This is a genomic window from Sphingobium sp. GW821-FHT02B05, assembly GCF_059421905.1.
The window spans coordinates 52,555-70,566 of sequence record NZ_JBWKVW010000008.1; the positions used below are offsets into that span (position 1 = coordinate 52,555).

Annotated in this window: 25 protein-coding genes; 11 read left to right on the forward strand and 14 right to left on the reverse strand. The window is 63.8% G+C overall.

Annotated features, from left to right (window positions below):
• Positions 1 to 212: 212 nt before the first annotated feature.
• The 6 genes from pal to AC07UX_RS17815 all read right to left on the reverse strand — a co-directional run bounded on the left by pal (position 213) and on the right by AC07UX_RS17815 (position 4,906).
• Positions 213 to 728 (reverse strand): peptidoglycan-associated lipoprotein Pal, encoded by a 516-nt coding sequence (gene pal, locus AC07UX_RS17790; protein WP_495193308.1) that lies wholly within the window; start codon positions 726 to 728, stop codon positions 213 to 215.
• 117 nt (positions 729 to 845) lie between these two features.
• The gene (gene tolB / locus AC07UX_RS17795; protein WP_495193309.1) at positions 846 to 2,180 is read right to left on the reverse strand and encodes a Tol-Pal system beta propeller repeat protein TolB; all 1,335 of its coding nucleotides are present in this window, start codon (positions 2,178 to 2,180) and stop codon (positions 846 to 848) included.
• Positions 2,177 to 3,190 carry a cell envelope integrity protein TolA gene (gene tolA / locus AC07UX_RS17800; protein WP_495193310.1) on the reverse strand — a complete coding sequence of 338 codons (1,014 nt, stop codon included), beginning with the start codon at positions 3,188 to 3,190 and terminating at the stop codon, positions 2,177 to 2,179. The genes tolB and tolA overlap by 4 nt, the downstream gene beginning before the upstream one ends.
• Positions 3,191 to 3,208: 18 nt before the next feature.
• Positions 3,209 to 3,667, reverse strand: a complete 459-nt coding sequence (gene tolR, locus AC07UX_RS17805; RefSeq protein WP_495193311.1) for a protein TolR — start codon at positions 3,665 to 3,667, stop codon at positions 3,209 to 3,211.
• Positions 3,668 to 3,734: 67 nt separating this feature from the next.
• Positions 3,735 to 4,439, reverse strand: coding sequence for a protein TolQ (gene tolQ / locus AC07UX_RS17810; protein ID WP_150426320.1), 705 nt, complete (start codon positions 4,437 to 4,439; stop codon positions 3,735 to 3,737).
• Positions 4,436 to 4,906 carry a YbgC/FadM family acyl-CoA thioesterase gene (locus AC07UX_RS17815; protein WP_495193312.1) on the reverse strand — a complete coding sequence of 157 codons (471 nt, stop codon included), beginning with the start codon at positions 4,904 to 4,906 and terminating at the stop codon, positions 4,436 to 4,438. The genes tolQ and AC07UX_RS17815 overlap by 4 nt, the downstream gene beginning before the upstream one ends.
• A 163-nt stretch (positions 4,907 to 5,069) precedes the next feature.
• Here AC07UX_RS17815 and AC07UX_RS17820 point away from each other — a divergent pair, with 163 nt between their 5' ends.
• Complete coding sequence (locus AC07UX_RS17820; protein WP_495193313.1) at positions 5,070 to 5,948, forward strand: 3-hydroxybutyryl-CoA dehydrogenase; 879 nt, start codon at positions 5,070 to 5,072, stop codon at positions 5,946 to 5,948.
• A 92-nt stretch (positions 5,949 to 6,040) separates the two neighbouring features.
• Here the strand turns inward: AC07UX_RS17820 and pspF are convergent, their stop codons facing one another.
• Positions 6,041 to 7,072, reverse strand: coding sequence for a phage shock protein operon transcriptional activator (gene pspF, locus AC07UX_RS17825; RefSeq protein ID WP_495193314.1), 1,032 nt, complete (start codon positions 7,070 to 7,072; stop codon positions 6,041 to 6,043).
• A gap of 183 nt (positions 7,073 to 7,255) precedes the next feature.
• Here pspF and AC07UX_RS17830 point away from each other — a divergent pair, with 183 nt between their 5' ends.
• The 8 genes from AC07UX_RS17830 (at position 7,256) to AC07UX_RS17865 (ending at position 10,062) form a co-directional block, all read left to right on the forward strand.
• Positions 7,256 to 7,429, forward strand: coding sequence for a hypothetical protein (locus AC07UX_RS17830; RefSeq protein ID WP_495193315.1), 174 nt, complete (start codon positions 7,256 to 7,258; stop codon positions 7,427 to 7,429).
• An 85-nt stretch (positions 7,430 to 7,514) separates the two neighbouring features.
• The gene (gene pspA / locus AC07UX_RS17835) at positions 7,515 to 8,183 is read left to right on the forward strand and encodes a phage shock protein PspA (RefSeq protein ID WP_495193316.1); all 669 of its coding nucleotides are present in this window, start codon (positions 7,515 to 7,517) and stop codon (positions 8,181 to 8,183) included.
• 4 nt (positions 8,184 to 8,187) lie between these two features.
• Positions 8,188 to 8,457: an envelope stress response membrane protein PspB gene (gene pspB, locus AC07UX_RS17840; protein ID WP_495193317.1), complete on the forward strand. Its 270-nt coding sequence runs from the start codon at positions 8,188 to 8,190 to the stop codon at positions 8,455 to 8,457.
• A gap of 1 nt (position 8,458) precedes the next feature.
• Positions 8,459 to 8,839 (forward strand): envelope stress response membrane protein PspC, encoded by a 381-nt coding sequence (gene pspC / locus AC07UX_RS17845; protein ID WP_495193318.1) that lies wholly within the window; start codon positions 8,459 to 8,461, stop codon positions 8,837 to 8,839.
• Between the two features lie 38 nt (positions 8,840 to 8,877).
• The gene (locus AC07UX_RS17850; RefSeq protein ID WP_495193319.1) at positions 8,878 to 9,168 is read left to right on the forward strand and encodes a hypothetical protein; all 291 of its coding nucleotides are present in this window, start codon (positions 8,878 to 8,880) and stop codon (positions 9,166 to 9,168) included.
• A gap of 26 nt (positions 9,169 to 9,194) precedes the next feature.
• On the forward strand, positions 9,195 to 9,506 hold the full coding sequence (locus AC07UX_RS17855) for a hypothetical protein (protein WP_495193369.1): 312 nt from the start codon (positions 9,195 to 9,197) through the stop codon (positions 9,504 to 9,506).
• Between the two features lie 29 nt (positions 9,507 to 9,535).
• Positions 9,536 to 9,793, forward strand: a complete 258-nt coding sequence (locus AC07UX_RS17860; protein WP_311269435.1) for a hypothetical protein — start codon at positions 9,536 to 9,538, stop codon at positions 9,791 to 9,793.
• 29 nt (positions 9,794 to 9,822) lie between these two features.
• Entirely contained in the window at positions 9,823 to 10,062 is a 240-nt protein-coding gene (locus AC07UX_RS17865) for a hypothetical protein (RefSeq protein ID WP_495193320.1), read from the forward strand.
• Between the two features lie 198 nt (positions 10,063 to 10,260).
• Here AC07UX_RS17865 and pheT read toward each other — a convergent pair whose 3' ends face one another.
• From pheT to hisN, 6 genes are all read right to left on the reverse strand, one after another.
• Positions 10,261 to 12,678, reverse strand: a complete 2,418-nt coding sequence (gene pheT, locus AC07UX_RS17870; RefSeq protein ID WP_495193321.1) for a phenylalanine--tRNA ligase subunit beta — start codon at positions 12,676 to 12,678, stop codon at positions 10,261 to 10,263.
• Positions 12,675 to 13,766 carry a phenylalanine--tRNA ligase subunit alpha gene (gene pheS, locus AC07UX_RS17875; protein WP_495193322.1) on the reverse strand — a complete coding sequence of 364 codons (1,092 nt, stop codon included), beginning with the start codon at positions 13,764 to 13,766 and terminating at the stop codon, positions 12,675 to 12,677. The genes pheT and pheS overlap by 4 nt, the downstream gene beginning before the upstream one ends.
• Positions 13,767 to 13,836: 70 nt before the next feature.
• A complete protein-coding gene (locus AC07UX_RS17880) occupies positions 13,837 to 14,457 on the reverse strand; it encodes a LysE family translocator (RefSeq protein ID WP_495193323.1) in 621 nt (206 codons plus the stop codon).
• Positions 14,458 to 14,631: 174 nt separating this feature from the next.
• Positions 14,632 to 14,994, reverse strand: coding sequence for a 50S ribosomal protein L20 (rplT, locus tag AC07UX_RS17885; protein ID WP_224546488.1), 363 nt, complete (start codon positions 14,992 to 14,994; stop codon positions 14,632 to 14,634).
• A gap of 13 nt (positions 14,995 to 15,007) precedes the next feature.
• Entirely contained in the window at positions 15,008 to 15,211 is a 204-nt protein-coding gene (gene rpmI, locus AC07UX_RS17890) for a 50S ribosomal protein L35 (protein WP_056690492.1), read from the reverse strand.
• Between the two features lie 147 nt (positions 15,212 to 15,358).
• Positions 15,359 to 16,180, reverse strand: coding sequence for a histidinol-phosphatase (gene hisN / locus AC07UX_RS17895; RefSeq protein WP_495193324.1), 822 nt, complete (start codon positions 16,178 to 16,180; stop codon positions 15,359 to 15,361).
• Between the two features lie 68 nt (positions 16,181 to 16,248).
• Between hisN and AC07UX_RS17900 the strand changes: the two genes are divergently transcribed.
• On the forward strand, positions 16,249 to 16,671 hold the full coding sequence (locus AC07UX_RS17900; protein WP_495193325.1) for a VOC family protein: 423 nt from the start codon (positions 16,249 to 16,251) through the stop codon (positions 16,669 to 16,671).
• Positions 16,672 to 16,721: 50 nt separating this feature from the next.
• Positions 16,722 to 16,958 (forward strand): hypothetical protein, encoded by a 237-nt coding sequence (locus AC07UX_RS17905; RefSeq protein WP_495193326.1) that lies wholly within the window; start codon positions 16,722 to 16,724, stop codon positions 16,956 to 16,958.
• Between the two features lie 8 nt (positions 16,959 to 16,966).
• Here AC07UX_RS17905 and AC07UX_RS17910 read toward each other — a convergent pair whose 3' ends face one another.
• The gene (locus tag AC07UX_RS17910) at positions 16,967 to 17,902 is read right to left on the reverse strand and encodes a ribose-phosphate pyrophosphokinase (protein WP_495193327.1); all 936 of its coding nucleotides are present in this window, start codon (positions 17,900 to 17,902) and stop codon (positions 16,967 to 16,969) included.
• Positions 17,903 to 18,012 lie beyond the last annotated feature (110 nt).

An 18,012-nucleotide genomic window follows, 5' to 3' on the forward strand; every position in this document is an offset into this window, starting at 1 on the left:
CTGTCCTATTTGTCATTGGCCATGATAGATGATCGGAAATTGGATAGTGCAATTGAAATATAATTTCCTATTTTACTTCTAATATTTCAATTTTTGCGGGAAATGTGCGAAGTTAAGCTTTTCTCACATCCTTTGCTGGCCGCTCTCCCGATAAGAAAAAGGCCCGCCGGTCATGCGGACCGGCGGGCCTTCGCTATGTCTCGATCGAACGATCAATATTGGATGGTGACGGTCACCGCGCGGCGATTCTGTGCCCAGCTGGCTTCGTCAGACCCCAGCGCCGCCGGTCGTTCCTTGCCATAGCTGACGGTGGTCAGCCGGCCCGGATCTATCCCCAGCGAGGCGAGGTAATTCTTCGCTGCGTTCGCGCGGCGCTCGCCCAGTGCGATATTGTAATCGCGGGTGCCGCGTTCGTCGGCATGGCCCTCGATCGTGACGCGCACAGACGGATTCTGGCGCAGCCACGCCGCCTGGCTCTGCAAGGTCGCCTGATCTTCCGCATCGACATCATATTGGTCCAGGCCAAAGAAGATGCGGTCGGCCGATACCGAGGCCAGGAAATCTTCCTGGCTGCCCTTGACCGGGCCACCCGTGCCGACCGGGCCGGTGGGGGCCGTCGTGCCGCCGGTACCGCCGGGGGCGGGGGGCAGTTCGGCCGGCGGCTTCTTCGAACAGGCGGCCAAGGCGATGATGGCGGTGGCCATCACCAGCGTCCGGGACAATTTCATCGGGTTCTCCTTTTAATCCTCATGCCCACCCGCGAACATAGAGCGCATGCTTCGTGAAGGTCGTTACGCTGTCAAGACGATTAGGTTCCGCTTAGGGGTAGCAGCCTGAACCCAGCCTTACGGCAACAACGGTCCCCAAGCCGGATCTGATCCGCTGAGCGGCGTCGGGATCCGGCGTTCGTTCACCCCGGTCAGGTCGACCTGCCACACCTGGCTGCTGCCCTGCTTGCCCGGCGTCGTGCGGAAAAATTGCAGCACGCGGCCATTGGGCGACCAGGTCGGCTGCTCATCCTGCCAGCCATTGGTCAGGATGCGTTCATTGTCGCCGCTCGGCGTCATCACCGCGACCTTGAAGTCGCCCGACAGCTTGGTGAACGCGATCAGGTCGCCGCGCGGCGACCATTCGGGCGTCGCATAGCGGCCGCCGCCATGGCTGATCCGGCGCTGATTGGAACCGTCCGCGTTCATGACGTAGATTTGCTGCCCGCCCGACCGGTCGCTTTCGAACACGATCTGGCTGCCGTCCGGCGAATAGCTGCCGCCCACATCGATGCCGGGCGAATTGGTCAATCGCACCGGGGTGCCGCCGTTGGCCGACACGCGGTAGATATCGGTATTGCCCGCCACCGCCATCGAGAAGAGGATGTTGCGACCATCTGGCGACCAGCGTGGCGCGAAGGTCGCGTTGCTGCTTTCCGTCACCAGCTTCTGCTGCCCGGCGCCGATGTCGTAGATATAGAGGCGCACCCGGCTGCCCAGATAGCTGACATAGAGGATCGACTTGTAATCGGGCGAGAAACGCGGCGTCAGCGCCATCGACTGGCCATTGGTGATGAAGCGATGGTTCGCCCCGTCGCTGTCCATGATGGCGAGGCGCTTGACGCGGTTCCCCTTCGGCCCGCTCTCCGCGATGTAGGCGATGCGGCTGTCGAAGAAGGGGCTCTCGCCCGACAGGCGGGCATAGATGGCATCGGCGCACTTATGCGCGGCCCGGCGCCAGTCCCGCGGCGCAACGACATAGCCTTGCCGCGTCAACTCCTGCTTGAGCGCCACGTCGTAGAGATAGCAACCCACGGTAATGTCCGCCTCGCCACCGGTCGTGCGCACGAACCCTTGAACCAGCGCCTGATAGGCACCCCATTTGTCATAGACCGGGTTCGTCACTTCAGGGAAAGCGAGCGCGGGCAACCCGTCCGGACCCGACGGATCGAACAGGCCCGATCCTTTCAGGTCGGACGCGATCACTTCGGCGATCTTGCGGCCCAGCTCGCTGGCCGTACCGGCGGGCGTGGCGACATCCTGCTGCGCGGGGAGCGATGGTACGGCGACTTTGACGTTGCTGTCGATCTCACCGGTCACATCGACCGACAGCTGGGCCATGGCCGGCGCAGACAGGATGGCCGATAGCGCGACGGTGGCCATCGCCAGGCGGCGTAGAATATTGGTCTTCATCGGTTCAGCCTCGCGTCAAAGCGGAGTGGCCGGAGCCATTTCCATTGGTCGTAAAATTCGGGCGGCATGTTGCGGAAGGGGGACGCCAGCTTGACCGCCTGGATCGCCCGTTCCGCATGCAGTTTCGCTTGCGGCCGGTTGCTGGCGGTCACGCCCTGCTGGTCGATCACTTCTGGCGTGCCGATCACCGCGCCGCTCTTGTCCAGCCGCACTTCCAGCAGCGTGACCAGCTGGTCGGCGTCCGCACCCGAAGGCGGGCGCCAGTGCGGCTTCAGCTGACGTCGCAGTTCCGCGTCCAGCGCCGACTTCTGCGCCGGCCCCATGGCGGCGGCGGGTGGCGGCGCGGCCTTGCGCGGCGTATCGTCTTTGGTGTCGATGCCTTTCAGGAAATCCTTGCCCAGCAGAGACCCCCTGGGCTTGTCCGCCTTGCCGGCGCCCGACGCCTTGGCCGGCGCGTCGCTCTTGCCCTTGGCGTCGCTCTTGGCCTTGGACGGCGTGGCGGCTGCCGCTTTCGATTTTTCAGGCGCAGGCTTCGCCTTGGCGGCAGGCTTTTCCGGGGCCGGCTTTGCCTTGGGCGCAGGTTTCTCCGGCGCAGGCTTCGGCTTCGCCGGCGTTTTCGCCACCTCCTTCTTGGCCGGCGCGGGCTTGGGCTGCGGCTTCGGCACTGCCTTCGCCACCGGCTTGGGCGGCGTCGGCTTGGGCAAGGGTTTCGGTTCCGGCTTGGGTTCCGGCGGCGCAGGTGTCGGCTCAGGCGAAGGGGCGGGTTCAGGCGCCGGCTTGGCCTCCTCGGTCGGTCCCTCCTCCGGCGCCACGCTGGGCGGCGGAGGCTGGGTCGAAATCTGCGGCGCGGTCGATTGCAGCGCGACCTCGTCCACCAGGCTGATGTCCATCGGCGGGGACTTGAGCTTCAACGGGTTGGGGGTGGACAGGAAACCGGCAGACAGCAGCCCGAACAGCAGGACATGTCCCGCCGTCGCGACGCCAAGGCCGATCTTTTCCGTACGCTCCATATCGCTGACCTATGGTCCCTATTCTGAACTACCGCTGTCTGAACCGGCATCGGTGCTGACCAGCGATACCTTGTTCAGTCCGGCGCGGTTCAGTTCACCCATCACCCGCATCACCCGGCCATAGTCCAGCGCGGTATCGGCGCGCAGGAAGATTTGCGGCGGTTCGGGCTGGCCCGCATGGGCCGATGCGATCTCCGCCAGGCGATCGGGCAGGTCGGCGTCGCCGATCTGGTCGTCATTGATGAACAGGCCGCCGTCGCGGTCGATCGACACGATCGTCGGCTTGGCGTCTGCGTCCAGCCCCTTGGCCTGCGTTTCGGGCAGGTTCACCGGCACGCCCGTCACCAGCAGCGGCGCGGTCACCATGAAGATGATCAGCAGCACCAGCATGACGTCGACCAGCGGCGTCACGTTGATGTCGGCCATCGGCGCACGCCCGCGTCCGCGCCGGGCGGAGGGAGGACCGGACATCGCCATTACCGCGCTCCCTTGTTTGCAGCGATGCCCAAGGTCATCGCTTCTCTGATTGCAGCGATGCCCAAGTTCATCGCTGTGCCTCCAGCTCACGGCTCAGCGTCGCATAGAAGCTGTCGGCGAAGCGGGTCAGCCCTGCTTCCAGCCGGTTGATGCCATGGCTGAACCGGTTGTAGGCGATCAGCGCCGGGATGGCCGCGAACAGGCCGATGGCGGTCGCGAACAGCGCTTCGGCAATGCCCGGCGCCACGACCGCGAGCGAACTATTCTGCTCGGCCGCGATGCTGGTGAAGGCGCGCATGATGCCCCAGACCGTGCCGAACAGGCCGATGAACGGAGCAGCCGACGCGACCGTCGCCAGGATGTTCAGCCGATCCGACAGCCGGTCCACTTCCGACGCGATCGTGCTCGACATGGATGTCGCCAGCCGGTCGCGCGTACCGTCGCGGTCGATCACCTTCTGCGCGGTCGACCGCCGCCATTCGGTGACACCGGCCGCCATCACCTTGGCGGCCGGAAATTCCGTCTTGCCGCGCGATTCATAAAAGCGGTCGATATCCTCCGCCTTCCAGAAATCAGCCTCGAACTTGCGGCTTTCCTTGCTCGCCTTGCGCAGGCTGAAGCTGAAGCTGATGATGATCGCCCAGGTCCAGATGCTGGCCAGCAACAGGCCCAGCATCACGCCTTTCACGACGATGTCGGCCTGAAGGAACAGGGCCAGCGGGGAAATGGTCGCGGCGTCGGTAATGGCGCCGGCAGGCAGGTTGAGCGTCATGGGTGAAGGTCTTCCCCTTGCAACAGGCGAGTGAAAATGTCGGTCCAGGCCTTGGGCTGCCGCTGCGGACGGCCCTGCGACGTCAGCCAGGCGACGGAAATGCTGGCGTTCGTCAATTCTTCCGCGCCGCACCTGACTGACTGATGAATGACGCAACTGGCGGCGCGCACCGCCGTCACATGGCTCACCACCATCAGGTCGTCATCCAAACGGGCGGGGCGGCGATATTTGATCTGAAGGTCGGTGACGGCATAGACGCCTGCACCCCCTTCATGGTTGGCACGCTGGTCGATGCCCGCGACGCGCAGCATGTCGGACCGGGCGCGCTCCATGTAGCGTAGATAATTGGCATGATAGACGAGGCCGGACAGGTCGGTATCCTCGAAATAGACGCGCACGGGAAAATGATGCACGGCGGCAATGAAGCGTCCGGTGGCCGGCGCAGGCATCATTTCGGAAACAGACATGCCGGGCTTTTAACCATGGCCGCCGCGCAGCGCAAAGCCGGAAATAGCGGCCTCACGCAATCGGTCTGCCATGACGACGCATTCCATCGCCCGCTGCAATGTGCGGTGGCCCCGATGCCGCAGTGCAGTTAGAGAGAGGCATGGCCATAATGGAGAGACAGGCATGACGGATATTCGGACGGTAGGCGTGATCGGCGCGGGTCAGATGGGCGCTGGCATCGCGCAGGTCGCGGCGCAGGCAGGCTATGACGTCATACTGTCGGACGTCGATCTGCCCCGCGCGCAAAAGGGGTTGGCCGGCATCGCCAAGCTGCTTGCCCGCGCCGTGGAAAAGGAAAAGATCGGCCAGACCGACGCCGACGCCGCGCTCGCCCGCATCACCCCGGCTGGCGACATCGCGCCGCTCGCCGATGCCCAACTGGTGATCGAGGCGGCGACCGAGCGGGAAGAGGTAAAGCGCGCCATTTTCGCCAATGTCGGCAAGATCCTCGCTCCCAACGCCATCCTTGCTACCAACACCTCCTCCATCCCCATCACCCGTTTGGCGCAGGCTGCGCCCGATGCGGGCCGCTTTGTCGGCGTTCATTTCTTCAATCCCGTGCCGGTGATGGTGCTGGTGGAGGTCATTCGCGGCCTCGCCACCACGCCGGAAACGGTTGCGGCGGTGGAGGGCTTCGCCGCCAAGATCGGCAAGACCACGGTTCACGCCTTCGACGCGCCGGGCTTCGTGGTGAACCGCATCCTGCTACCGATGTTGAACGAAGCCGTCTTCGTGTTGGGGGAGGGCGTCGGCAGCGTCGTCGATATCGACCAGGGCTGCAAACTGGGCCTCAATCACCCGATGGGACCGTTGACCCTGCTCGATTTTGTCGGTCTCGATACCGCGCTCGAAATCCTCAACGTTTTCCTCACCACCACCGGCGACCCCAAATATCGCCCCGCGCCGTTACTGGTCAAATATGTCGAGGCCGGCTGGTACGGTCGCAAGACCGGCAAGGGTTTCTACGACTATTCGGGGGCGGAACCCGTGCCGACCCGTTAACCCGGTTACTCCGTTCGTTTCGCGCGAAGTCGAGAAACGAGAAGCGTAGTCCTACCTGCTTCTCGACGGGCTCGAAGCGAACGGACCAGGCGTTACCCCGCGCTCAACCCATGTTTCTTCATGCAATGGCGCAATTGGTCATAGGTCAGCCCCAGCCCCTTGGCCGTCGCCCGCTGATTGTAGCGGAACCGGTCCAGCGCGGCGCGGATGATGGCTGCCTCATGCCCATCCACTGCCGCGCGCAGGTCGGTTACATCCTCGAAGGTGACGGATGGCATGCCGGGGGCCGCTGAAGCAGAGGCATCGCTCGCCGGCGCAGCACTAGCCCTTGGCATCATCGGCTTGGGTTTCCAGGGTGACGCAAAGGGATCGAAGGTGATGCGGCTGATCGGCCGCCCCGGCTCGTCCCAGCGATAGACGGCCCGTTCCACCACGTTGCGTAATTCGCGCACATTGCCGGGCCAGCCATAGCCTTCCAGTTCCGCCGCGCAGGCCGCGGTGAAGCCCGGCCATTGCGGCCAGTCCCGCTCGGCTGCCATGCGCCGCCCGAAATGATCCGCCAGGACGGTAATGTCTCCCTCCCGCGCGCGCAGCGGGGGCAGGGTGATGACCTCGAAACTCAACCGGTCGAGCAGATCGGGTCGAAACCGCCCGTCCTGGGCTGCGGCGGGCAAATCCTCATTGGTTGCCGCCACGATGCGCACATCGACCGTCAACGGCCGCGATGCGCCGATCCGCGTCACTTCGCCATATTCGATCACGCGCAGCAGCCGTTCCTGCGCCGCCATCGACAAGGTGCCCAGTTCGTCCAGGAACAAGGTCCCGCCATCGGCATCCTCGAACCGCCCCGGTCGCGCCTTGGTCGCGCCGGTGAAGGCGCCCTGCTCATGGCCGAACAGTTCGGCCTCGATCAGCGTTTCGGGCAGCGCGGCGCAATTCATCGTGATCAGCGGCTCGCCCCAGCGCGGCGACAGATGGTGCAGCCGCTCGGCGATCAGTTCCTTGCCGGTGCCGCGTTCGCCGATCACAAGCACCGGCCGATTGAGTTCGGCCGCGCGGCCCGCCTGCTCGACCGCGTCGAGAAAGGCGAAGCTCTGACCGACAAACTGCGTATTTTTCTCCATGCGCCAACTTATGGTGAAATTTCCCACTCCTTGGCAAGTGGCCTATTGCACCCTTCACGCCAACAATCGTCGAAAGCCGCGGAAATCGGCCATTTTCTGGAATTGGCACGACGTCTGCAAAGCGGAGGACAATCCGCAATCAATCGCGGAACCTATGAAGGCCAAGTTTCAGGGAGTATGACCATGACCAACCAGAGCAACAGCGTTCGCGAAATCGGCCAGCTGATGTCGGTCGCCATCGCCGCCGTCCTGTTCGGATCGACCATGATCCTTTCGGCGGTCGGCCCGGCCCGCGCCAGCGAAGTCACGGTTCTCGCGACGCAGCAGACCCCCGCGACCCTGCGCTATCTCGCGTAGGGCCGCACATCCGGCCGGGGCGGGACTTGCCCCCTCTCGCCCGCCCCGGCACTTGAACCAAGATACGACCAGGAGTGACGTTAAAATGGGTATTTTCTCCCGCACCCGCGACATCATCGCTGCCAATGTGACCGACCTTCTCGACAAGGCGGAAGACCCCGCGAAGATGATCCGCATGATCATCCTCGAAATGGAGGAAACGCTGGTCGAGGTGCGCGCGTCCGCCGCCCGCACCATCGCCGATCAAAAGGAAATGCGTCGCCACATCGCCAAGCTGAACGGCTTGCAGGACAGCTGGACCGAAAAGGCGCAGCTTGCCCTGTCGAAGGATCGCGAAGACCTGGCCAAGGCCGCTCTGGTCGAGCGTCAGAAGGCGGCCGACATGGCCGATCATCTGGGTCATGAGATCGAGACGCTGGACGAAGCGCTGCGCGCCTCGGAAGAGGATATCGCCAAGTTGCAGGGCAAGCTGCGCGAAGCCCGCGCTCGCCAGAACAGCCTGGTCACCCGCATGCAGAGCGCCGAAAACCGCCTGCGCGTTCGCGAAGCCTATGCCGGCGAAAAGGTCAACGACGCCTTTGCCCGCTTCGACATGCTGGAACGCCGTGTGGACATGGCCGAAGGCCGCGCCGACGCGATGAGCCTGGGCGCGCAGCCCAAGACGCTGGAAGAAGAGATTGCGGAATTGAAGTCGGCCGACAAGGTCGATGCCGATCTCGCCGCGCTCAAGGCCAGCATGAACAGGGAAGGCTGATCCGATGGAAGAGGTTTTCCTGCCCGTCATCGTCTGCGGCATGCTGTTCATCGGCATGCCCTGGCTGATCTTCCACTATGTCACCAAATGGAAGCAGGCGCCCAAGATCACCGACGAGGATGAGAAGCTGCTGGACGAACTCCACCTTCTCGCCCGTCGCCTCGAAGAACGGCTCCAGACGGTCGAACGGATCGTCGCCGCCGACAACCCCGATTTCCGCCCGCAGCGCCCGGCCCAGGAGCCGGACGACTATAGCTTCGACCGGAGGAACTGACATGACCGCCCGCCGCACCAAATTCTACCTCGACAAGGCCAATGGCAAATGGATGGGCGTATGCTCCGGCATCGCCGACTATAGCGGGATCGACGTGACCTGGGTTCGCGTCGGGGCCGTGCTCGTCACCCTGATGGGCGCCTTCCCCTGGACTCTGATCGCCTATGTCGTCGTCGCCTATTTCGCCGAGAACAAGCCGAGCGGCCTTTATGCCGATCGCGATGATGAGAAATTCTGGCAAGGCGTGCGCACCAACCCGACCCGCTCGACCCGCGACGTCCGGTCCAAGTTTCGCGACATCGATCGCCGTCTGGCCGACATCGAAATCTATTATACCAGCCGCAATACCCGTCTCGCCAACGAGATCGACAGCCTGCGCTGAGCAGTTGATCGAACGGGATCTGAAAGGGAGCAGACGAGATGAATTTCGCCGGACCCAGCTTCATCGTCGCGATCGTCGCCCTGTCCATGGGCGCGTGGGTGATCACCACCTGGATGCGGGCGAAATATGGCTATCCGTTGACGGATGACAATGGAAACACCGTTCATCGAACGGAACCCGACGCCGGTCGAAAAATAGACCTTTTATCAAGCGAAAACGAAAAGCTGGTTGGCCGCATCAGCCGTCTCGAAGAGCGCATCGCGGTGCTGGAGAGGATCGCCACCGATCCCGCCGCCCGCACCGCACGCGACATCGACGCACTGCGCTGACCGATCAGGCAAGGGGAGTAATCATGATGTTTCCATTTGAAGCCTTTGCGCCGGTCGCGGCAGGATTGGGCATGCTGGCCATTGCCGGCTGGATCTTCACCACCTGGCTGCGCATCAAGCATGGCTATCCGCTGGAAAATAGCTGGGGCAAGGCGGTCTATCCGCAGAAGAATGCGGAAATGGTCGAGCGCATCAAGCTGCTCAGCCAGGAAAATGCCCAGCTTCGTGCGGAAATCGGGTCGATGAAGGATCGCCTGATCGTGGTCGAACGCATCGTCACCGACGGCAGCCACCAGCTCAATCGCGAGATCGAGCAACTGCGCGGCCCCGCCAACTGATCGCACGATATCATCAAGGGACAAGACAGATGATCGACAATCCGTTTTCCATGGTCGTCCTTATCGTGGCGATCATTGCAATCTCGCGGGTTTTGCAGGCCAAATATGGCGTCGTGCGCCACGGCAAGGGCGAAACGCTGATCCAGCGCGGCCCCGATCCGGAAACGGAACGGCTGCGCGCGGAAGTGAAGGCGCTCAAGGACCGCGTGGCCGTGCTGGAGCGGTTGGCGACGGATGGCTCCACCGCACTGGAGCGCGAATTTGAAAAACTCCGGGACCGCGACTGATCGTCGGTTGACCGGGCAGGGAGGCTTATATGCAAGACCCCTATCTCTACATCACCCTGGCGGCGGCCAGCCTGGCCGGCCTCTCCATCCTCACCGCGGCTGGCCTGCGCGGCTGGAACGGCTGGCTGGAGTTGAAGCGCGCAGAACTGATCCGCTACGGCCAGAGCGAAGACAGCGCTCCCCCCACCGCCGCCGCCCGGATCGAGGTCGCCGACCTCAAGGAACGCATCCGCAAGCTGGAAGCGATCGCGGCGGGCGTGGATCTTTAAGCAGCAACCCATCGCTTGGGCTCAGCAAAGCCCTCCACCGGGCGGAGCTTTTATACCGCTACGTTGCCCGGCCTTACGCCGGGAAACGTTCACATGATTTTGCTTTATGGCGTCCGTCTATTGTTTCCCGCACAATCTCAGCAAAATAGGGCGCGATGACGGCTCATCGCGCCCTTCATCTTGCCAAGCAATGCCGGTTCAGCCGCGCAGGCTACCGCCCAGCTTCTGGGCAGCCTTGACCACCGCAGCGCTGATCGTTTCCAGCTCTTCCTGGGAAAAGCTCTTCTTGCCCGGCTGCAACGTCACCTCTATGGCGAGCGACTTATAGCCCTCTTCCACGCCCGGCCCGACGAAAACGTCGAACAGGCGCACGTCGACGATGCTCTTCTTGTCCGCGCCCTTCACGCCACGCACCAGCGCATCGGCCTCGACCGTGTCCGGCACGACGAAGGCAAAGTCGCGTTTCACCGCCTGAAGGGCAGGGGGTGCGTAGGGCGCGCGCATGAAGCCGCTCTTGCGCTTGCCCGGAATGGCGTCGAGGAAAATTTCGCCCGCGACCACCGTGCCGGTCAGCCCGAACTGCTTGGCAAGGCTGGGATGCAGCACGCCATATTCGGCGAGCACCGCCTTTGGCCCCAGCCGCAGCGTGCCGGACTGACCCGGATGATAGGCGGCCGACGCTTCCCCGAAATTCTGGAGATTGCCCACCGGCGCCCCGGCGGCGGCCAGCAGCGCGATAACCTCACCCTTGGCATCGAACGCATCGAAGGCCTGCGCCTTGCCAGCCTGCCAGCCACGCGGGCCCTTCTCACCAGCCAGCACGAAGCCAACGGTCGCCCGCTCGCCCTGCTTGAAGTAGCGACGGCCCAGTTCGAACAGGCGAACGCTCGTTGCGCTGCGATCGACATTGCGCTTCGTCGCCGACAGCAGGCCGGGCAGCAGCGAAGGTCGCATGACCTTCAGATCTTCGGAAATCGGGTTGGCCAGCGTCCAGTCGCCCCCGCCCACCGCAGCGGCTTCCTTTTCGGAAATGAACGACCAGTTGATCGCCTCGGCCAGCCCACGCGCGGCAGCGGTACGGCGCACCCGGCGCTCGACCAGCTGTTCCGGCGTGGCGGTCGGACGGGCGACGCCCGGCACGCGCGGGAGCGGGGTGGAGGGCACATGGTCCAGGCCGACGATGCGCACCACTTCCTCGACGATATCGGGCCAGCCATCGACGTCCCGGCGCCATGTCGGCACCGTGATGGCCCAGTTGGCCGGTACGCTGACGGGCATGCCGTCCTGATATTCGACGCCGCCACCGGTGGCGACGACCGCAAAGCCCAGGCTTTCAAGGATGCGCTGTTGCTCGTCAGCCGGCACATCCACGCCCGCCAGCGCCAGGCACTGGTCGGGCTCGTAGTGCACGATCCTGGGCGTGGCGGGCGCGACACCGGCGCGGGTCGCCTCGCTTGCCACGCCACCGCACAGCTTGACCACCAGATCGGTCGCGATCGACAGGCCATCGTCCAGAAACGCCGGGTCCACCCCGCGCTCGAACCGCCCGCGCGCATCGCTGGTCAGGGTCAGCTTCTGCCCCGTCATCGCGATCCGCTCCGGCGTGAAATAGGCGCATTCGATCAGCACGTCGCTCGTGCCGTCCTGCGCGCCCGAATGTTCGCCGCCCATGATGCCGCCAATGTCATGCACGGCCTCATCGTCGGCGATGACCGTCATCGTCTCATCGACGGTATAGGTCTTGCCATTGAGCGCCAGTACCTGCTCTCCGGCCTTCCCCTTGCGGGCGACCAGGCCGCCCTTCAGGCTCGCCATGTCATAGACATGCAGTGGTCGACCAAGGTCGATCATGATGTAATTGGTGATGTCGACCAAAGTGCTGATCGGCTTCTGCCCTATTGCATTCAACCGCCTGGCCATCCATTCGGGCGAAGCGCCATTGGTCACGCCGCGCACGGTGCGCGCGAAGAAGGCGGGGCAGCCGTCCATATCGTCGGTGCGCACGTCCGGTCCTGGACCCACGCCCTCGATCGCCGGCACGATGATGGCATTGAGCGTACCGAGGCCCGCCGCCGCCAGATCGCGCGCAATGCCGCGCACGCCCATGCAATCCTGCCGGTTGGGCGTGATGGAAACGTCGATGACCGGATCGTTCAGTCCCGCCCAGTCGGCATAGACCTGACCCACCGGCGCGTCGGCGGCCAGTTCGATGATGCCGTCATGATCGTCGCCCAATTCCAGCTCGCGGGTGGAACACATCATGCCGTTGGATTCGACGCCGCGAATGGCTGTCTTCTTCAGCACCATGCCGTTGACCGGCACCACCGCGCCCTCGACCCCGAACACGCCGATCAGGCCGGCACGCGCATTGGGCGCCCCGCACACGACCTGCAAAGGCGTGCCATCGCCATGGTCGACGCTCAGCACCTGCAACTTGTCCGCCTGCGGATGCTTGTCGGCGGTCAGCACCTTGGCGATCTTGAACGCGCCCAGCTTGTCCGCCGGATTCTCCACGCCCTCGACCTCTAGACCGATGGCGTTCAGCGTCTTCAGGATGGTGGGCAGGTCGGCGTCGGTCTTCAGATGCGTCTTGAGCCAGCTTAGGGTGAACTTCATGCGCCGACTCCTCCGCTCAGCGTGGGCACATCCAGCGCCGAAAATCCATAATGTTTCAGCCAGCGCAGGTCGCCGTCGAAGAAGGCGCGCAGGTCGTTCATGCCATATTTGAGCATGGCGAGACGGTCGACGCCGGTGCCGAAGGCAAAGCCCTGCCACTCGTCCGGATCAAGGCCGCATGCTTCGATCACGCGGCGATTGACCATGCCGCTGCCCAGCACTTCCAGCCAGCCGCCGCCCGGCGCATCGCCGTCGCCGCCGATCACGCGCTGGCCGTTGGTCAGCGTGTAGCCCACGTCCACCTCGACCGACGGTTCGGTGAAGGGGAAATAGCTCGGGCGCAGGCGCAGCACGATATCCTCGCGCTCGAAAAAGGCCTTGAGGAAGGTTTCCAGCGTCCATTTCAAATGGCCCAGCGTGATGCCCTTGTCGATCACCAACCCTTCGATCTGGTGGAACATCGGCGTATGGGTCGCATCGCTGTCGCTGCGATAGACGCGGCCCGGCGCGATGATGCGGATCGGCGGCTCTTGCGTCATCATCGTGCGAATCTGCACCGGAGAAGTGTGCGTGCGCAGCAGCATCCGCTTCTGCCCTTCCTCATCCGGGAAGTAGAAAGTGTCGTGCATCGCGCGCGCGGGGTGCGTTTCCGGGATATTGAGCGCGGTGAAATTATGCCAGTCGTCCTCGATCTCCGGACCGGTGGCGACCGAAAAGCCGAGGTCGGCAAAGATTTCGGCCAGTTCGTCCATCACCTGACTGACGGCATGGACACTGCCCTGCGGTCCGATATCGGCGGGCAGGGTCATGTCGACCTTTTCCGACGCCAGCTTCGCGTCGAGCGCGGCCTGCTCCAGCGCGGCCTTCTTCTCCGCCAGCGCGGCGGTCACGCTCTCGCGCAGATCCTGGATCGGCGGACCTTTCTCCATCCGCTCTTCGGGCGACATGGGGCCAAGCGTCTTCAAGAGGCCGGTCACGACCCCGCTCTTGCCCAGCGCCCCCACCCGCAGCGCCTCCAGCGCGTCGAGCGTGTCGGCGGCGGCGATGTCGGCGATCAGGCCGGCTTTCAATGCGCTAATTTCGGTCATTCTTCTTCCAGAGCCTGTGTGGCGGAGATACGCCCGCGGCCTTAGCGACGGCGGGCGCTCAAGGAAAGGGTTAGGCGCGTGCGCTTAGCAACGCCCCGCCAAAGCCGATGAACATCAACCCGGTGCCGCGATTGAACGCACGCTGCCGCCGGGCCGGGGCTAGCCAGCGAGCCAGCTTCACGCCGCCCAGCGCATAAAGGCACTGCCAGCCAAATTCGATCACCACGAAACTGACGACAAGAATGGCCAACTGCATGCCGAAGGGGCGGCCAGTATCGATGAATTGCGGGAAGAGCGCCGCAGCGAAGATAATGAGCTTAGGGTTGGAAAGCCCCGTCAGCAGCCCGGTGCCATAGAGCGCACGTAATGAGCGTGCCCGTGTTGGGCTGACCGCGTCGATATCATCCACCGGCGCGCGCCAGGCCTTGATGCCCAGCCAGACCAGATAGGCGACGCCGGCATAACGCAGCACATCGAACAGGCGCGGAGAGGCTTTCAACAAGGCGCCAAGGCCCAGCGCGGATGCGATTAGGCACAACAGGATCGCGCTCATCAGGCCCGCCATCGTGGCCAACGCCTTGCGCGGGCCGTGGGCGATGCTCTGCGTCATCACATGCAGCATGTTTGGCCCCGGCGTGGCCGAAATCAGGAAAACCGCCGTAACGTACAGCCACCAGAGATGCAGCGACATGGGATGCGCCTTTTGATCTGGCTTCCTTCCTCCGTTCGCTTCGAGCGAAGTCGAGAAGCGTGTGCTCGACCGTTTCTCGACTGCGCTCGAAACGAACGGGCATTGGAAAAACAAAAAGGGCGCCGAAGCATCTGCCCCGGCGCCCTTTTTAAGACGATCTTGCGATCAGTCCGCTCAGGCTGCGGGCAGCGCAGCCTTCGCCTGGGCGATGATGGCGCTAAACGCCTCGCCTTCGTGCATCGCGATGTCGGCCAGGACCTTCCGGTCCAGTTCGACGCCCGCCAGCTTCAGACCGTGCATGAACTGCGAATAGGTCAGGCCTTCGGCGCGAACGCCGGCGTTGATGCGCTGGATCCACAGACCACGGAACGAACGCTTCTTAACCTTGCGGTCGCGATAGGCGTACTGGCCGGCCTTTTCGACAGCCTGGCGAGCGATACGGATCGTATTCTTGCGACGGCCATAATAGCCCTTCGCCTGATCCAAAATCCGCTTATGCTTCGCCTTGGTGGTAACACCACGTTTTACGCGTGCCATGTGCCTCTACTCCTTACTTCAGGCCGTAGGGCGCCCACAGGCGCACATGGGCAACATCGGAATCCGACAGGACGGACGTGCCGCGGTTCTGACGGATATACTTGGCGTTATGGCTGATCAGGCGGTGACGCTTGCCAGCGACGCCATGCTTCACCTTGCCGGTGGCGGTGAACTTGAAGCGCTTCTTCACACCGCTCTTGGTCTTCATCTTGGGCATTTTCGTCTCCTTTGTTGGCGCGACGATTACAGACAGCCCCGGCAGCCCTAGTTAGCCGGGCGGTCTCACTGAATACTCGCGAACGGCGCGCATAGGGGCCTGTGCTGCAAAAGGCAAGCGATTCGCCGCCTTTTTCAGCGCCGCGCTTCAATGACTGTGATGGTGCCCATGATCATGTCCGGCCGCATGCAGCGCCTCCAGCACATCTTCCAGTCGTGCCGGATCGCCCAGCGCCAGCACATGGCCCTCGCTGTCCGCCGTCAGCGGCTCGCCATTCCAGTCGCACATCAGGCCGCCCGCACCCTCGACCACGGGCACCAGCGCCGCGAAATCATAGCTTTGCAGCCCCGATTCGATGACGATGTCCAGAAAGCCGGACGCCAGCAGGCCATAATTATAGCAATCCCCGCCATAGACCGGCCCCTGTCGCGGCGATCCGCCCGACACGGCGGCAACCAGCGCCATATAGTGCGGCACGTCCCCTTCGGCGAAGAGGTGCGGGCTGGTGGTCGCGATCCCCGCGCCCTCCAGCGCCTTGCAAGCCCGCGTGCGCACGGGCTTGCCGTTGAAGGTGGTCGGCTGCCCGCTCATGCCCGCCCAGCGTTCCTGCGCGATCGGCTGGTCGATGATGCCGATGGTCGGCCACCCGCCCTGCGTCAGCGCAATCAGCGTGCCGAATATCGGTCGCCCGGCGATGAAGCTGCGCGTCCCGTCGATCGGATCAAGAATCCACACCCGCTCCGCATCCTCGCGCACCGATCCATATTCCTCGCCGATGATGCCGTCGTCCGGGCGTTCCTTCTCCAGGATCGCGCGGATCGCGGCTTCGGCGGCACGGTCGGCCTCCGTCACAGGCGACTTGTCCGCCTTGATCTCCATATCGTAGCGGGCGCGGAAAAAGGGGCGGATGGCCGCGCCGGCGGCGTCGGCAAGGCGGTTGGCAAGGGCCAGGTCGTCGCGGGTGGTCATGCCTCTCGCCTAGCGGTTGCGCCGCGCTTAGGCTAGACTGAACGGCGCAATAGACAAAGGAGAGCAGCATGCCCGGCTCACCCATCATCCCCTGCCTGCGCTACGCCGACGCCCCCGCCGCGATCGACTTTCTGAGCGCCGCCTTCGGCTTTGCCCGCCACGCCGTCCATCCCGATGAGGCCGACCCCACGATCATCCACCATGCCCAGCTGATCCTGGGCGACGGCATGGTGATGCTGGGCAGTGTCAAGGATATGGAGGGCGAATCGCTCTACACCTGGTCCACCGCTCGCGATCTAGGCGGCATCACGGCCTGCGTCTATATCGTCGTGGCCGATCCTGACGCCCATTGCCTCCATGCCCGCAACGAAGGCGCAGTGGTGGTGAGCGAACCGCATGACAATCCCGGCTATCCGGGACGCGGCTACACCGCGCTCGATCCCGAAGGCAATGTGTGGAGTTTCGGCAGCTACGATCCCTGGACCGATTAAGCCTTCCGCAACCCCGCCGTTCTAGCGTGCGAACGGAAAGGGGTACGTCCATGGCCATGGTCGGCTGGATATTGAGCTTTATTGCGCTGTTCGCAGGGCTGGCCCTGCGTCAGGACATGCCGATCGGCGGCTCGGTGATGCTGTCCAACATGCTGATCGGGCTGGCCGTGCTGGCTTGCCCCATGGTCTGGCAGGGCAAGCCGCTGGGCATATCGCGCGGCCAGCGCATAGTCGTCGCGTTGATCCTCTTTTGTGCTACGCCGCTGGTCTTCTTCCCAGCGGCGTGACGCCCTCGTCAGTCGAACAGGCTCGACACCGAACTTTCGTCCGCAATGCGCTTGATCGCCTCGCCCAGCAGCGGGGCGATGGGTAGGTGGCGGACGCGCTGGGCGTTAATGACCGCGTCTGTGCCCTGGATCGAATCCGTGATGACCAGTTCCAGCAGCTCCGATGCTTCGACGCGCGCGACCGCGCCGCCCGACAGCACGCCATGGCTGACATAGGCGACGACCTCTTCGGCGCCCTGCGCCTTGAGCGCGGCAGCGGCGTTGCAAAGTGTACCGGCCGAATCGACGATGTCGTCGATCAGGATGCAGAAACGGCCCTTCACGTCGCCGATGATGTTCATCACTTCCGATTCGCCGGCACGCTCGCGGCGCTTGTCGACGATGGCCAGTGGGGCGTTGTCCAGCCGCTTGGCCAGCGCGCGGGCACGCACCACGCCGCCGACGTCGGGCGACACGACCATGATATTCTTGTCGCCGAAGCGCGCCTGGATATCGGCCGACATCACCGGCGCACCGAACAGATTGTCGGTCGGAATGTCGAAGAAGCCCTGAATCTGACCTGCATGCAGGTCGACGGACAAGACGCGGTCGGCGCCGGCGGTGGTGATCAGATTGGCGACCAGCTTGGCGCTGATGGGCGTGCGCGGGCCGGGCTTCCGGTCCTGCCGGGCATAGCCGAAATAGGGGACGACGGCGGTGATTCGCTTGGCCGATGCGCGCTTCAGCGCATCGATCATGATCAGCAATTCCATCAGATTGTCGTTGGTGGGATACGCCGTCGATTGAATGACGAACACGTCTTCGCCGCGGACATTTTCATGAATTTCCACGAAAACTTCCTCATCCGCGAAACGGCGGACGCTGGCGTCGGTCAGGGGGATTTCGATATAGTCGGCGATGGCGGCCGCAAGCGGCTTGTTCGAGTTGCCGGTCATGAGTTTCATGGCGAAAATCCCCAGGCTAATTGGCGTGACGAATTGATGACGATGCGCGAAACGCGGCCCCTTTAGCGGCGCATGGCGCATGTGGAAAGGCGCTTTTGCGCCCGTCACCA